A 15,822-nucleotide genomic window follows, 5' to 3' on the forward strand; every position below is an offset into this window, starting at 1 on the left:
TAAATACTAGATTTTGAACTTAACACCTGCTTTTAATCTGCTCCCGATACTCCGACGGCGTACAGCCGATTTTTTTACGGAACACTTGAGAAAAATGACGGACATCCGGGTAGCCGACGCGCTCCGCAATATCGCCTACTTTCAGCTCCGATTCGCTCAACATTTCCATCGCATGATCCAATCGAAGCTGCGTAATATATTCTTTGAAGCCTTGCCCGGTTTTTTGCTTGAATAATTGACTGAAATAAGCCGGATTCAAATAAACGACCGAAGCGACTTTTTCCAACGATAATTCAGCGCCGTAACGAGCTTTAATATATTGTAGAGCGATTTCGACCGCTTGCTCGCCTCCGCTTGCGTAATGATCGTAGACCTGATATTCCGACGACTCACGCATACGCTGCACCTCGCTTGGTACTTGGGATGGGTCTTCGATCTGGCTGGAGACAAACAGTTGGAACGGTTTTTTCAGATACCGCTTGAGACAACTTCTAAGTTCCTCGTTCAGATCGGCTAGACTTCCGCGTTCCAGCTTCACAAGCCCGAGCAAATTTTTGGCATCGATGCTTGCAACGAACCCTTTTCCAAATGACGTAATAAGCTCGCTCATCACGTTTTCAACGATAAAATGCTCAAGTTTCGTATCGGTATCGCTTTCCACATGCACCATCAATAGATGAAAATTCGGATACGATTCCGTGAAGGAAGGCAGATCGATTCCGCCCAGATCCAGACCTGAAGCCCACCTTGCAAACACCGCTTCACGCAAAAACCGCAAATTGTGTTTGAGCAGCAGACTTTCTTTGGCGCGGATATGACGCTCGGCGATTTCTTCGCCCATTTTTTTGATCAGCTCAAGTAAAATATCTTTGCCGATCGGCTTGAGCAGATAATCGACGGCTCCGAGTCGAACGGCTTTTTTGGCATATTCAAATTCGGAATACGCCGAAATGACAACCCATTTGGCATCGGGATGCAGCGTTCGAGACACTTCCATCAGTTCCAGCCCATTCATACCCGGCATCAACACATCGGTTAACACCAGATCGATCAACTCGCTTTTCAAACATTGGGTCGCCTCGACGGGGCCTGAAGCAAGAACAACTCGATGCTGCGGAAAAGCCCGTTCGATTGTACGCTGAATCCCATTACGGATAATCGGTTCATCGTCCACTACGAGTATATTCACGCAAAGTCCTCCTCTTCGGGTAACGGAAACGTGACTTTAACCGAAGTTCCGCTTCCCGGTGTGCTATGAATCGTAAGTCCGTAAGTTTCGCCATAGGTCAGACGAATCCGGCGCTGTACATTAAGCAGCCCGATTCCGATTCGTCCGCTTTCGATATGCTGCGTTGCCGCTGGCGGATTTTGAAGCCACTTTTCCAAACGTTGCAACGTCAAAGGATCGATTCCGGCTCCGTTATCTTCCACGACGATATGTAGATTGTGCTCGTCGACTTCTGAATAAATCCGAAGCGTACCTCCTTCTTGCAGAGGTTCCAATCCGTATTTGACTGCATTTTCGACAATCGGCTGCAAAATCATTTTCGGAACAGGCGCGTCCAACCAGCGTTCTTCCACATCGATCTGCGTTAATACCCGTCTGCCGAGCCGGGTCTCGATGATCGTCAGATACGATTTCAGTTGCTCCAACTCTAGTCGTAACCGTACTTTCGCGCCTTCTTCCCAATCGCTGCTGTAGCGGAACATTTTGGATAACGCCAAAATGACCTCTTCCAACCGATCGTCTTCGCGTTCGTCCAACATCCAATAGATCATATCCAGCGTATTAAAAAGAAAATGCGGATTGATTTGCGATTGTAGCGCTTGTAATTGAGCGTTTTTTTCGCTGATCGAAGCTTGTTTGATCCCTTCAACCAATCCATCCATCTCGCGTACCATTCGGTTAAACGAACCGACCAACACATTGATTTCGTGATACGACTGAATATGGACTTGCCCTTTGAAATTACCGGTCTCGACCTGTTTCATCTGTTGAACCAGCCGCTTGAACGGCAAAGAGAAAGAACGCGAAACGATAGTCGACAATAAAGTCGCGGCTATGATCAACGCTACGATAACGGTCAGCAGGAATTGCTGCGTTTCCCGCAGTTCCAGCTTGAGATCGCTTTGCGGCGAAGCACGCAAAATCGTCCAACCATTTCGCTCGACCTGCGCGGCAGTCAACAACCAATCGCCGCCTTCGTATGAACGAATCTGTCCCGTCTGTACAAAACCGGGCCAACCCGGCGGGATCGATTGCCAAGCTTCCGATTCGCTGCCGGTTCGAATAATGTCATTACTCGCTCCGTCTTGAATCGCCACTTGCGTATTTTGCCCTAGACTTGCGTTGGACACAGCGGACGTAATGGCATCCGCTTCGACTTCGATTAACACGTACCCGACCGATTTTAGATTTTCCAGTTCGAAAATTTGACGACCGAAAGCAAAAACAGGCCGGTTCGTCCAGCCGCTCATCAGCGATTCAGGGTATACACCGAGCCACCGAATATCTCCTTTGGAACGCCGGAGTTCGGATAGCCACGGCTTGCTTGGATAGATTTGCGTCGAAGCTCCTGTCGAACGTACGAAGCTATACACTTTCCCTTGATCGGATAACACATGAATCCCGACAATATCGCTCCGCGAATAAAAAAGAGCGCCTAAAATATCCGTGATCCGCCGTTCGGATTGAATTTGGGCACTGGAAGCAGATTCTGGATACGGCTGACGCAGCAAACGCATCAGTTCACCGTTACTGCCAAGTGTTTTGGTAACGCTATCATAACCGTCGAGCAACTGTTCAAATAATGCGACCGTCTGCGACATATTTTTTTCGGCGAGTGTACCCACTTGATCCCGGACTTGCTCGGTCGCCCGTTGATAATAGACTAGGCTCACAATCAACAGCAGACCGAGCAAACTGAACAAAAATACCGGAAACAAACGACCGTAGATCGTATTCATTCTTTTCGTTAAGCGTCTCATAAACCCATCTTAACCTTTAACGGCACCTGCTACCATGCCTTTGGTAATTTTTTCTGCCAACAAGAAGTACACCACGATAACCGGCAATGCGGCAAGCACGAGGAATGCTCCGATTGCGCCGTAGTTGACCGAATATTGACTGACAAAGCTATACACGCCGAATGGCAAAGTCTTCAACTGTTCCGAAGAAATAAACGTCGCCGCGAGAATGTATTCGTTCCATACATTGATAAAAGTCAAAATACAGACCGTCATCATCGGCGGAATCGAGACCGGCAAAATCACGCTACGGAAAATGCGGAAAGCTCCTGCTCCGTCCATGATTGCCGACTCTTCGATCTCATGCGGAATACTACGTAAAAACCCGCTTAAGATAAACACGGCGATCGGCATTTGGAACGCCATATACGGCAAGATCAACGCCAGATGCGTATTCAAAATATGAATATTTTTGAAGATGATCATCAGCGGGAGCAACGTTCCTTGCATCGGAATCATCATACCGAGCAAAAATAGCAACATCACGATTTGACCGTATTTCCAGCGGAAACGAGCAATCGCAAATGCGGCTAAAGAAGATAAGAAAATAACACCCGCCATTGTCGTTACGGTTACGAATAGACTGTTCCCGAGATAACGCAGGTAGTTGCCGCCTTCGATAGCCCCTTGATAGTTGCTCCATTGCCACTGCGCAGGCAGAGAGAAAAAGCTGCCCGACAAAATTTCTTCGTTCGTTTTGAGCGAGTAGATCAGGAGCCAGACCAGCGGATACAATTGCGTCAAAAGAAGTAATCCAAACAATGCGAACGCAATCAACGATTTGATTGAAAATCGGCGAGTCCGAACTTTCAACGCGGGCTTCGAACCGGCAGAACTTGCATATTGACTCATGGGCAAAGCCCCCCTTTCTTGGCTAGATTAAAAAATATGCAGTGTCTTCCATGATTACGAATAACGTTTTTCCATACGGGTGAACAGCAGATTGATCAGTACCGTTGCAACCAGACACATCACAATCAGGACATTGGCAATTGCGCTTCCGTATCCATATTGCATCGTCAGGAATGACATATTGTACATATGGCTGGCAAGCACTTCGGTTGCGTGTGCAGGGCCGCCGCCGGTCATGACCATAATCAGGTCGAACGATTGCAGCGATCCGATAAACGACAATACGATCGAAATTTTCAAGATTGGCAACACCATTGGCAACGTGATATAACGATCGGCTTTGAATCCGTCCGCACCGTCGATTTTTGCCGCTTCATAAATTTCGCTCGGGATATTTTGAATGCCCGTGAATTGAATCAAAATATGATAACCCAAATACTGCCATAACGAGACGAGAATAATCGCATAGATCGCGATCTTTGGCTCCGTGAGCCAAGAATGCGTCCACGATTCAAGACCTACACTCGTTAAAATTTGGTTAATCATGCCGCCCATCGAAGCGGGATTGTAGATCGTTTTCCACAACTGCCCAATGATTGCGACTGACAAAATAACCGGCAAAAAGTAACTGGAAACCAAGAAATTCGGTCGACGTACAAACCGCGTAATCAAGATTGCTACGGTAAGTGCGACTGGAACTTGCACCAACATCGAGAATCCGGCAAGCGTAAAGGTTCGGCGAACCGCCGGCCAGAATACCGCATCCCGCGTAAACATTTTGACGTAGTTTTCAAGCCCGATAAATGTAGATTGACCAATCCCGTTCCAATCTAACAAACCGCTGTACAGCGAAACCAAAATCGGAACGAATACGAGACCCACATACACGATCAGACACGGCAAGATAAAAGCGGCGATCGTCCAACGAGATACTTTTAATACGTTCATGAATCCACCTCCTGCATCATCATGCTACTGACGAAGAGAAGGGGACTCTGGGGTCCCCTTCTGCATCTCCATCCAGCTTGTCTTTCTTTATTTGTTTTCTTCGTAAGCCGCTTGCAGTTCTTTCGCTACTGCCGCAGGATCTTTCTTCTCTACGAACAGACTTTGCGTACCCGACAAATGCACTTGCGTCGTCGCTGGATTCATCGTGTTATCGAACGCCAAGTCTCCACCTTTTACTTTTTTGAACAGATCCAGTACATTCATTGCCATTTCCGAATAGCCTGCCGCTTTGAAGTCGCCGTCGACGTTCTGAGCGATACCGACTGCACCTTTCACGTCGAAAGCTTCTTTCGGGAAGTTCAGCATGAAGTAGTTCAGGAAGTCTTTGGTTTCTTCCAGGTGTTTGCTGTCTTTCGAGATTGCGAATGCGCTACCTGGTGCCAACATGAACTCATCCGGGTTGCCTTTGCCGCCTACAGTCGGGAACTGGAATACGCCGACATTGCCGTCTTTGCTCACTTCTGCGGTTTCGATACCGCCTGTTGCCCAGCTACCCATGAAGTACATCGCTGCTGTGCCTGTTTTGAACAAGTTTTCGCCTGCATTGTAATCGAACGACGTTGCGCCGTCTTGGAACGCGCCTGCGTCAACCAACTGTTGGAAAGCTGTGATTGCTTCCACGTAAGCCGGATCTTCGAAGGTCTTTTTGCCATCCAATACTTCTTGCAAGAAGCCTGGACCGCCATTGGTTCTGAGCAAGATATTCATGAACAAGAACGAGCCTGTCCAGCTATCTTTTTCACCGATAACCATCGGTTGAATGCCTTTTTCTTTCAACGTTTTTACCGCAGCGACCATTTCTTCGAATGTTGTCGGAACTTCTACGCCGCCTTCTTGCATCAACTTTTTGTTATAGTACACGACGCCGATATTGTTACCGTCCGGCAGTGCATACAGATTGTTATCGAATGTGTAGTAGTCCAAAATTCCGGATTGGAACGTATCTTTCAGACCGTTTTCTTCAACCATATCGTTCAGCGGTGCGAACAGATCCGCGTCAACGAAAGGCTGCATTTGTGCTGCCGGGTTCACCACTGTGATATCCGGAACTTCTTTCGAAGCCGCTTGCGTTTTGAGTTTGAGTTTTTGTTGGTCGGTATTCAGCGAATCCAATTCAATCGTGACGTTCGGATTGTCTTTTTGGTATTGATCGACGATCTTTTTCATCATTTTGTTTTTTGGATCGCTTGCGTCTGGATAAATGTTTTGGAACGTAATCGTCACTTTTTCTCCAGAAGCAGAATCGCCGCCGCTTGCTGCTGGGTCGGAACCTGAGCCACCCGCTGCATTATTGGTCGTTCCACCGCCGCCGCATGCGCTAAGACTCAGTGCCAAAACGCCTGTCATTGCCATGCCGAAAATTTTCATTTTTCTCTTTGTCATTGTATTGCCTCCCCTTGATTCGTGGTTTGGTTACTCTTGCTAGCGTTATTATGGTCTTTTTTGTAAACGCATACAATGGAAATTATTCAGAGATGATGTTTGTTTTTTCGAGGTCGATTTTTCGACATTTTAATCTATACTTCATACTGCCTTGATCTTCTCCGAATAGAGAGCCGCTATACTAAACATGTCTTACTTCAAAATTTAGAACTTCAAATCTACGGAAAGAAGGAACCATTATGGGAATTCATCGTTATTTCAGTTCATTGACCGGGCTGGAGCGAATCATCCGTTGCCCCGGCAAATTCAAGTTCGAAGAACATAGCGTCGCGGCTCATTCCTGGAAAGTCGTGCAGTATGCCAAAACCTTGGCCAATATCGAAGAACAACATGGCGCTACGATTGATTGGAAAAAACTTTACGAAATCACGAGCAGTCATGATTACGGGGAAATTTTTATCGGAGATATCAAAACGCCTGTGAAACATTCTTCGCCGGAACTCAGACATCTGATCCAGCAAGTCGAAGAAGGGATGATCGCACACTTTATTGAAGAAAATATTCCGGATGAATTCAAATCGACATTCCGTAGACAACTGCGCGAAGGCAAAGACGATTCGATCGAAGGATTGATTTTGGAAGTCGCGGATAAAATGGATCAAGTGTACGAAGCGTTCTCTGAACTGCAAAAAGGCAACACGGAAAAAGAATTCATCGTCATGTACCGCAATGCACTGGTGAAGATCAAAAAAATCAAACTGGCTTGCGTCGATTACTTTTTAGCGCATATTTTACCGGAAATGGTCAATGAAGAAACGCTCTCGTCCGTCGATATCAAACGCATTACCGAAGAAGCTTTGGCACAATAAAAGTTCCCCAGGCAACCTCTGCCTCGGGAACTTTTTTGTTGCGTATAGAGCTGGTAGCCTTTTATTTTAACGTCAAGCGATTCGATATTTTTTTGAACTGCCATAAGATCGGAGTGACTTCGCTTGTTTTGCTTTGCAGATATTTCAGAGACGTCAGGCGCGCTTTTTCTTCGGCTGCTGTATTTCCTTGAAATAGCGAATAACTTTTGCTGATCTTGTTTTTGCGATATTTCACATCGAATAACGTTCCGGTTTTCCAATCCTCCACCAAGCTCATATTATTTCCCAAAATATCTAGTCGATACGATGCTCCACGGTACGAAAAGCTATAATCCGGGTCTGTTTTTGCGTGAACAACGTCATATCCTCGGCTTAGCTGATTGCTTGCAAAAGCTCCGACTTGAATACCATGTGAAAAAGGCTGCCCGTCTATTTCTGTGACTTTCTCGATCTTCGTCCCGCTTCCACTCATAGTATCGCCGCTCCAATTTCCCGTATAGACAACCGTATGTTGTCTACCTGTCTGCGGATCGATATAAATGTTGGTGTATTTGCCGCTTCCGCTTCGTTTTCCGTTTACGAATGTACCGGAGTAGATTTTATCGCTTCCCCATTTGATTGTGCCTTTGCCGTGCGGTTTGCCGTTTGCCACTTCTCCGTAATAGGTGGTTCTCGGTGAAATCTGTAGCCACTGTTTGGGCGTTGCCGCTTGCGCGGAAGTCACTCCAACACTTGTAAAAGCGGAAAAAGTCAGCGAAAAACAGGCGATGATCGTTAGGAGTTTCTTTCTCATATCTAAGCCCCCTTCGTTACTCTATGTATATAAGTTTTATCGTCTGAATTTCATTAAATTGAAGAATTAAAATCGGCGCGATGTCGAACTTTTCAACGCACTCATCACGATTCCCGCAAATTCGAGCGGTTGTTCAAGCTGCGGATAATGACCGCAACCTTCCATTCTAATGAGCGAAGACTGCAAAATTTCTTCTTTTATGTAACGACCGACTTTTCGGTTAAATAGCAAATCCCATTCTCCTTCTACAATGAAAACGGGGCATTGAATCTGTTGCAGACGTCTGCGAGCTAGCGGCATCAGCGGACGCTGCATACTCAGACGCGATTCGTAATGTACGCCGTTTGCCAAATACATCTCTTTTAACCGGGCACGCGCCCTGCGTTCTCTCGGCACGATATACCGCCAATACCGGCTACGCATAAAACGCGCCGCCGCGCGCTCGATTCCTTCGCTTTGCACGCGCCGATGATCCAGTAATCGCTCCCAGATCAGTCGTAGCGGCGGCGGCGTTCCGTTCAGCGAAGGAGCTACCAAGATCAACTGCTCCACATATTCGGGATAAGCCAAAGCAAAATCAAGCGCGATTGCCCCTCCGGTACACGAACCGACGATAGAAACGCGCGGCAGATCGAGCGTATCCAGAATTTGTTTGAGATCGATATGATGAGAAAAAGTGCTGTTGATGACATCGCTGCGTCCGCTTCCTCGCTGATCGTAACGAATCACGGTAAAACTACGCGCTAGCAGCTCGACATGTTCGTCCCATACATCGAGATTGCAGAAAGCTCCGTGCAGCAAAACAAGCGGGCTCCCCGTACCTTGCACCGATACATAAAATTTAGATTTGCCGATCGTATAATAGGCTGTTCGATTCATGACGCGTCCGCCGCCTTTCTTTGCCTGTTCAATCTCTTTCTACCCGTTACCCCTACGGACTACCTGACGAATCGAACAACTAAAATATGCACACAAAGAAAACGTTTAAAAAAGATTGACTTAGGTTAAAATTTTTCTAAAAATGTTTGAAACGTATCGGATTAAGTTTCGTATAACAAAGGTACTACTGTAACTACACACATATGAACAGGAAAGGGTTGTAAGAGAATGGAAATGGGATATAGCCATTTGTTTGAAATGAGTACCTTCCTTGAGGCGTTTGCTACACCTGCAGGATGGGGATTCATTTTGTCGCTGATTGTGATCGAAGGACTGTTGTCGGCGGACAACGCATTGGTTCTTGCCGCAATCGTCAACAAGCTTCCAGAAAAGCAACGCAAAAAAGCTTTGCTTTACGGATTATGGGGAGCTTATATTTTCCGTATCATCGCAATCGGCATCGGTATTTATCTCGTTCAAATCGCATGGGTCAAGTATATCGGCGCTGCGTACCTTCTTTGGATCGCAATCAAGCACTTCTGGGATAAAGCCAGAAAAGGCGATGGCGACGATGAAGAAGAAGAAGATTCGGCACTTTCCAAATTGCTTGCCAAAACAGGTCTTAGCCTGTTCGTTCGCACCATTATCACGGTTGAGATGATGGATATCGCATTCTCGATCGACTCAATCCTCGCTGCGTTCGCGATCTCGCCGAACCCTTGGATTCTGATTACTGGCGGTCTGCTCGGCATCTTGATGATGCGTCTTGTCGCTACGCTGATCTTGAAGCTGATGGATAAAATTCCAGAGCTTGAAAACGCGGCATTCGTACTGATCTTTATTATCGGGATGAAAATGATCCTCGATACAGCGGGTATTTATCATATGAGTCACGGTACGTTCTTCGGCGTTCTGATTGCGGTCTTCGCGATTACGTTCATCATTAACCGTATTCGTGTTCGTAAAAATGCAGCGCAATAAGTTTTTCACCTAAGCAAAAGGCGGATTTCCCAATCGGGAAATCCGCCTTCTTTTCTATATAAACGGTATGTGAACAGAGGGACTGCTACTTACACGCTAGCGGGTACGCGAAGCGTTTTAAGAGCACCGCTCCAAGCCAATACTTGATCAAGCATCCCATTCACATTCACCAGGTGAATATCGGATGGTTTGAATGTTGCGAAATCTTCAAAATCAGTGAACAACGACAATGCCGGATGTACGCGAACGTCAGCGATCGACAGTTCGCCCATGATGCCGCGAAGATGTTCGGCTGCACGTGCTCCGCCTACCGAACCGTAGCTGACAATACCTGCTGCTTTGTTGTTCCAAGCTTCGCGAGCGTAGTCCAATGCGTTTTTGAGCGAAGCCGAAATGCTGTGATTGTATTCTTGGACGATAAATACAAAGCCATCCAGTTCAGCAAGTTTCGTATTCCAAGCTGTTGCTTGCTCTGTCGCATCAGCTTCACCAAGCAGTGGCAATTTATAATCCGCGATATCCACGATTTGATAATTCGCATCGCCACGTTCATTTGCGATTTTTTGAACCCATTCGCCAACTTGTGGGCTCAGACGACCTTCGCGTGTACTTCCCAGAATGATACCGATGTTTAATTTTTCCATGATTAATTCCTCCAATTAAGTTTAAGTAGGTTGAGTATCTGTTTTGTCTTTTGTGTAATTTTTAACGTTACTAACTTTTTGTTATGAATAAATCATAGCACGTCTTTTTTTGAGATGCAACATTTTTTACTTACTTTTTTATAGAAAGTTTTTTGAGTATAAAAAAGTTCCGATTCTACTCGTCAGAGAATAGAACCGGAACTTTTTATTTGTATTCTTTTAAGCGTCTAACTTGAATCGTGCTAACTCGCGCTGCATCTCTTCACGCACATGGAGCAGCTCTTTGACTTTGCCGCCAATTTCTTGGAACGAACGTTTCTGCTCATCGGTAGAAGCCGTAATTTCTTCGCTTCCTGCCGCAGATTGTTCCGTCACCGCGCTGATATTTTCAATAGCTTGCTGAACCTGTTCGCTGAGACGGCGAGACTGCTGCATGTCTTCCGATAATTTATTGACGCTACCGGAAATCCGGCGAACTTGTGAACTGATCTCGGCAAATGATTGTTCAGTTGTGTTCGAAGCTTCTTCTTGACGTTGGAACAACGTCAGACTTTGCTCAACCGAACCTTTTACCCGAGTCATTGCGCCAGCAATTTCTTCGACAGTCGTAAAAATCTCGCGTGCCGCCGAATCCGATTGTTCCGCCAATTTATTGACTTCGCCCGCTACGACTGCAAAGCCTTTTCCTGCTTCTCCAGCGCGTGCCGCTTCAATAGAAGCGTTCAGAGAGAGCAATGTGGTCTGCTTCGCGATTTGCGCAACATGCTGCGTCATCGTCGTAATCCGCTCCGCGCTGGATTCCAATTCCAATACCGTCTTTTCGAGTTCGGACATCGCAGCGCGGTTTTGAGTCGTAATCTGTAATTGCTCGCGCATCACGGATTCGCCATGCTCCACAAACCGCAACGCTTCTTCGGTTGCCGAAGACGATTGCTGCGTTTCGGACAAATTCACTTCGAAATTACGCTGCATGCCGTCCACCGTCTCGACCGTATGTCCAAGGTCTTCCGCAATACGCTGGCTACCGATCGCCAATTCTTCGGTCGATGTCGCCACTTGCGATACGATCTCTTGCATTTTATCGTTTTGCCCGTCTAGTTCACTGGCTACGCGATCCAGCACTCCGCCGCTATTTTCAATCGAACGAACGATGCCGCGTAGATTATCGGTCATCAGGATAAAGGCTCCGTTCAACTCATCCAGTTCGTCTTTCCCTTTTGCTTTTTCCAAACTCACACTCAAGTCGCCGTCTGCGATACGTACCGCTGCATCTTTGAGCGTACGTGTACGCCGAGCAAGCCGACGGGCGAAGATGACGTTGAATACACCGAATCCAACCAGCAATACGACAGCTCCAACTAATGCGATCTCCCACGTCAACTCGATATCCGCGGTCAAATTCGATGTGTAAAGATCGTAGCGTTCTTTCGTCAACAAATCGAGTCGGTACGCATCGTTTTGAATGCCTTGGATTCTTGTTGCTTGGCGCTTCGCTTCTGTGCTGTCTTGCTCATTTAACGCTTTTAGCGATGCGTCAGACAAATCTTTGAATTTATCCGACAAAGACGCTAACCATTTCATTTGTTCTTCGGTATCCAAACTTGTTTCTTCTGGATTATTGAGCTGCGTAATCTTTGCGTTTACCGCTTCGATCTGACCTGTGACTTCGGCTTTGTTGCTTTCGGTCATCGAGAACGAGTAGTTGTCGAGCGATTGACTCAAAGCTCCCATATCCGCATTCAACTGCTGCACATTAAGCATGTCCGGTACAAGCGTCTGATTTTGTGAATTCATTTGTAACAACTGAACAATGATATAACCGACCAATGCTAACGACGCGATCAACGAAACCATCGCATTTAACAGCAGTTTACCTTGTAATTTCATTAGAACTCCTCCGTCCGGTTTTAAGGAAGCTGAATAGTGACGCTGCCCGAGATCAATTTTTGCGTCAGATCATCGATCTGAGCTTGTTGCTCCGGTGTTAACTCAATAATGCGAATCGGAGCTACACCGACACCTTCTTCTTTAAGACCGAACACCATATCTTTTTGAGGGAATTTGCCGCCGTTCTCGTTAAATGTACGAACAACCGAAAGAATCGAATTGTCGATATGCTTCACCATCGAAGTGATGACTGCTTTTTCTGCAATAAAAAATTGGTCGGTATCGACGCCGATTGCATATTTTCCTTCTTTTTGTGCTTCTTGCAAAGCTCCAACGCCTGTCAGACCCGCTGCTGCATAAATGACGTCAACTCCATCGTCTTTCATCATCGAAGCCGCAATCTTTGTGCCTAGATCAGGAGCACCGAAATCTCCTGCGTATACGGTTTTGACATCCGCTTGCGGATTTGCGGCTTTTACCCCTTGTTCGTAACCCGCTTGGAATTTGGCGAGCAAGTCAGATTCAACCCCTCCCAAAAATCCGACATGATTGCTTTTGGTGGTCATGCCCGCTACGACACCTGCCAAGTAACTGCCTTCTTCTTCTTTAAAAGTAATCGAAGCGACATTTGGCAAATCGGATTTATCATCGACGATCAAATACTGCTGATCCGGATTTTCTTTCGCGCTTTTTTCCAAACTTTCTTTGACCATGAATCCAAGCCCAATAATCAAATCGCTTTTGGCTTCAACCAACTGCTTGAACGCTTCGTCGTAAGTGCCCGTTTTTTCGATTTCTCTATAATCAAACAGTACGCCGTCCTCATCGCGGACTTTCACTAATCCACGAAAAGCCGCATCGCTGTAAGACTGATCCCCAAGACCTACTTCCGATAAAACGACCCCGATTTCAGGACGCTCTGCTGCACTTGCCGTGTTTGCTTGATCCGATGAGCAAGCGGTTAGAGAGACTGTCACAGCCAAAGCCAGCATAGCCGTTAAACTTTTGATTTTTTTATTCATTAACATGTAGACACCCCAATTCATTCATCATAAACGTCTACTCTTTTATCGCCACTTTCTCGCCAACTTGTTAGAGCAAAAGCACCGTTTTACCGTTTAATTAAATAAATGAGTGTCGAAAAATGACAAAAAAAGTTAAACACTTACTCCTCTTATCTAAAGCTCCCTATGATAGCGGTAATCTAGTAAACAATTGGTTAAAAAAGAAAAGAGAAAGATGTGCAAAGAAACACCAAGGTTCTCCAAATCCTTTTTGATGTTCAATAAAACATAAAAGCCATCTACCAAGATCCGACATTTTTCGTTATCATAATGAGTAAAAAGACACTTTAAGCTTTTATGTAAATATGGGACACTTTGATAATGTGAATTTAGATGTCGGGATACCGCAAAAGGAGATCGATACAAGTGGATATTTTGAAACGCAATCATGTGACTATACTCGGAGAAGGCCCTCGGACGCTTGTATTCGGACACGGATTCGGTTGCGATCAAGAGATGTGGAGACTGGTCGCCCCTCGTTTTTCTGATCGTTATCGGGTTGTTCTTTTCGATTACGTAGGTTCAGGATTGTCGGACATCGATCAGTATGATCCGGCAAAATATGCAAGTTTAAAAGGTTATGCTCGCGACCTGCTCGATGTAGTGGATGCGCTTGAGCTTAAAAATGTCGTATTTGTTGGTCATTCGGTAAGCAGCATGATTGGCGCTGTAGCTTCGACGATGCAGCCTGAAGCTTTTAGCCGATTGATTATGGTTGGGCCTTCGCCCCGCTATTTGAACGATCTTCCGAATTATTACGGCGGATTTGACCGGGAAGATATTGATGAATTACTCGAAATGATGCAGCTGAACTTTAGCGGCTGGGCGAGCTATATGGCACCTGTCGCGATGCAAAATGCAGATCGAAGCAATCTTGCAGATGAGCTAGAACGCCAATTCGCTTCGCGTGACCCGAGAATCGCTCGACAATTTGCGGAAGTTACTTTTTATTGCGACTGTCGCGATCTGTTGTCCAGCGTTCAGACTCCTACGCTTATTATGCAATGTTCCGACGATAGTATCGCACCGCCTGAAGTAGGAGAATATCTGCATGAACATCTTCGTCAAAGTACGCTGAACCGTATGTCGGCAAAAGGGCACTATCCGCAGCTTAGTCAACCGGACGAGACTTATCGCACGATCGATGCTTATTTGGACAGTCTTTAAATTTATTGAAAGAAAGGCAGTATAACGTTATGGATAATCAATTGGACTACGCGCCTGGCGGATATTTCTCGATTTCCGAAGCCGGGTTTGTACAATCCGTGAACCGTACTTTTTTGGATATGCTGAGTATTGCTAATGCCGAAGACTTGATTGGTAAACATATCGAGACTGTGATGTCGCCAACGAATAAAATGTTTTTCCATACGTATTTTTATCCGCATATTCAGCTGTATGAACGTGTCGATGAAATGTACTTTTCTTTTCGATCTACAGACAAGCAGAGCGTTCCGGTACTGATCAACGGTATACGGCAAAAGCGCGGCGGCGAAATGCTCATCGATTGCGTCGCGCTTCTTATGCGTAAACGACTAGAGTATGAAAAAGATACGCTACGCAGTAAGCAACAACTCGAAGAATTGTATCAAGCGACGAGCGCGCTCAATTCGCGTCTTGAATCGTTGCATGAAGAATACGAGCGCAAACAACAAGCATTGCTTGAAATTAACCGGAATTTAGAAACGTTGGCTTCGACCGATCCATTAACGGGTTTGCATAATCGTCGTTTTTTCCAAGATTGTCTACGCGGCGAATTACTCGCAGCGAAAGATCACAAAGCGCCTTTATCGCTACTGATCATCGACATCGATCATTTCAAAAACATCAATGATACTTACGGACATCCGGTAGGTGACTTCGTACTCATCGAGCTTGCTCGGTTGCTGCGCAAAACTGCGGGTTCTCGAAGTATTTGTGCTCGCTTTGGCGGCGAAGAATTCGTCGTATTGCTTCCGACTCTTCATTCAGCCGAAGCATTAAAGGTCGCGGAGCAAATCCGATCTGCGATCGAGCAGACGCCTCTCGGCTTGCATCAAGTGACCGTCAGTATCGGTGCCGAGACGTCTTTATCGGATTCAACAGAAGAAACATTGATTGAACGTGCCGACCTTGCGCTATATCATGCCAAATCTAGCGGACGTAACCGCGTTGTTCACGCTGAGCAGTTGGCGCACAGCTAATCATATATTTTTTGTTCGCATTTTCCCTTTCCCATACCGTCTTCCTGTCTTTATGCAGGAGACGGTTTTTTCGTATTTTATGAAGGTTCGTTTGTTTCAAACGTTTTTGTATACCGATCGTCTTTTCTATATGAACATTCTGATTTTGCTTGTTCGCTTAGTTCTACAGAACCGCTACCTTAAGACTATTTTTACGTTTTCAGTAGGTTTCTCACATTTTTTTGAAAAAAACTAGAGGAAATCGTCAAACAT

At 46.0% G+C, this 15,822-nt stretch carries 14 protein-coding genes; 4 read left to right on the plus strand and 10 right to left on the minus strand.

Translation table 11 applies throughout. The annotated features are described in order from the left end of the window. Positions 1 to 19: 19 nt before the first annotated feature. The 5 genes from NOM90_RS15595 to NOM90_RS15615 all read right to left on the minus strand — a co-directional run bounded on the left by NOM90_RS15595 (position 20) and on the right by NOM90_RS15615 (position 6,270). Positions 20 to 1,189: a response regulator transcription factor gene (locus NOM90_RS15595; protein ID WP_255943256.1), complete on the minus strand. Its 1,170-nt coding sequence runs from the start codon at positions 1,187 to 1,189 to the stop codon at positions 20 to 22. Beyond that, the gene (locus NOM90_RS15600) at positions 1,186 to 2,988 is read right to left on the minus strand and encodes a cache domain-containing sensor histidine kinase (protein ID WP_255943258.1); all 1,803 of its coding nucleotides are present in this window, start codon (positions 2,986 to 2,988) and stop codon (positions 1,186 to 1,188) included. Before NOM90_RS15600 ends, NOM90_RS15595 begins: the two co-directional genes overlap by 4 nt. A gap of 9 nt (positions 2,989 to 2,997) precedes the next feature. Then, a complete protein-coding gene (locus tag NOM90_RS15605) occupies positions 2,998 to 3,879 on the minus strand; it encodes a carbohydrate ABC transporter permease (RefSeq protein WP_255943260.1) in 882 nt (293 codons plus the stop codon). A gap of 54 nt (positions 3,880 to 3,933) precedes the next feature. Beyond that, complete coding sequence (locus NOM90_RS15610) at positions 3,934 to 4,827, minus strand: carbohydrate ABC transporter permease (protein ID WP_255943261.1); 894 nt, start codon at positions 4,825 to 4,827, stop codon at positions 3,934 to 3,936. A gap of 87 nt (positions 4,828 to 4,914) precedes the next feature. After that, entirely contained in the window at positions 4,915 to 6,270 is a 1,356-nt protein-coding gene (locus tag NOM90_RS15615) for an extracellular solute-binding protein (protein ID WP_255943262.1), read from the minus strand. Between the two features lie 239 nt (positions 6,271 to 6,509). Between NOM90_RS15615 and NOM90_RS15620 the strand changes: the two genes are divergently transcribed. Next, a complete protein-coding gene (locus NOM90_RS15620; protein ID WP_255943263.1) occupies positions 6,510 to 7,139 on the plus strand; it encodes a YfbR-like 5'-deoxynucleotidase in 630 nt (209 codons plus the stop codon). Between the two features lie 61 nt (positions 7,140 to 7,200). Here NOM90_RS15620 and NOM90_RS15625 read toward each other — a convergent pair whose 3' ends face one another. Then, a complete protein-coding gene (locus NOM90_RS15625; protein ID WP_255943264.1) occupies positions 7,201 to 7,932 on the minus strand; it encodes an MORN repeat-containing protein in 732 nt (243 codons plus the stop codon). 66 nt (positions 7,933 to 7,998) lie between these two features. Further along, entirely contained in the window at positions 7,999 to 8,811 is an 813-nt protein-coding gene (locus tag NOM90_RS15630) for an alpha/beta fold hydrolase (protein WP_255943265.1), read from the minus strand. Positions 8,812 to 9,039: 228 nt separating this feature from the next. Here NOM90_RS15630 and NOM90_RS15635 point away from each other — a divergent pair, with 228 nt between their 5' ends. Further along, a complete protein-coding gene (locus NOM90_RS15635) occupies positions 9,040 to 9,792 on the plus strand; it encodes a TerC family protein (RefSeq protein ID WP_255943267.1) in 753 nt (250 codons plus the stop codon). A gap of 89 nt (positions 9,793 to 9,881) precedes the next feature. Here NOM90_RS15635 and NOM90_RS15640 read toward each other — a convergent pair whose 3' ends face one another. The 3 genes from NOM90_RS15640 to NOM90_RS15650 form a co-directional block, all read right to left on the minus strand. After that, a complete protein-coding gene (locus NOM90_RS15640) occupies positions 9,882 to 10,436 on the minus strand; it encodes an NADPH-dependent FMN reductase (protein ID WP_255943268.1) in 555 nt (184 codons plus the stop codon). A gap of 219 nt (positions 10,437 to 10,655) precedes the next feature. Next, complete coding sequence (locus NOM90_RS15645; RefSeq protein ID WP_255943269.1) at positions 10,656 to 12,323, minus strand: methyl-accepting chemotaxis protein; 1,668 nt, start codon at positions 12,321 to 12,323, stop codon at positions 10,656 to 10,658. Between the two features lie 20 nt (positions 12,324 to 12,343). Beyond that, positions 12,344 to 13,345, minus strand: coding sequence for a BMP family lipoprotein (locus tag NOM90_RS15650; protein WP_255943270.1), 1,002 nt, complete (start codon positions 13,343 to 13,345; stop codon positions 12,344 to 12,346). A gap of 402 nt (positions 13,346 to 13,747) precedes the next feature. Between NOM90_RS15650 and NOM90_RS15655 the strand changes: the two genes are divergently transcribed. Next, positions 13,748 to 14,554, plus strand: coding sequence for an alpha/beta fold hydrolase (locus tag NOM90_RS15655; RefSeq protein WP_255943574.1), 807 nt, complete (start codon positions 13,748 to 13,750; stop codon positions 14,552 to 14,554). Between the two features lie 29 nt (positions 14,555 to 14,583). After that, on the plus strand, positions 14,584 to 15,570 hold the full coding sequence (locus tag NOM90_RS15660; protein ID WP_255943271.1) for a sensor domain-containing diguanylate cyclase: 987 nt from the start codon (positions 14,584 to 14,586) through the stop codon (positions 15,568 to 15,570). The last annotated feature ends 252 nt before the right edge of the window (positions 15,571 to 15,822 follow it).

It is taken from the genome of Saccharibacillus sp. JS10 (genome assembly GCF_024436065.1).
Lineage (GTDB): Bacteria > Bacillota > Bacilli > Paenibacillales > Paenibacillaceae > Saccharibacillus.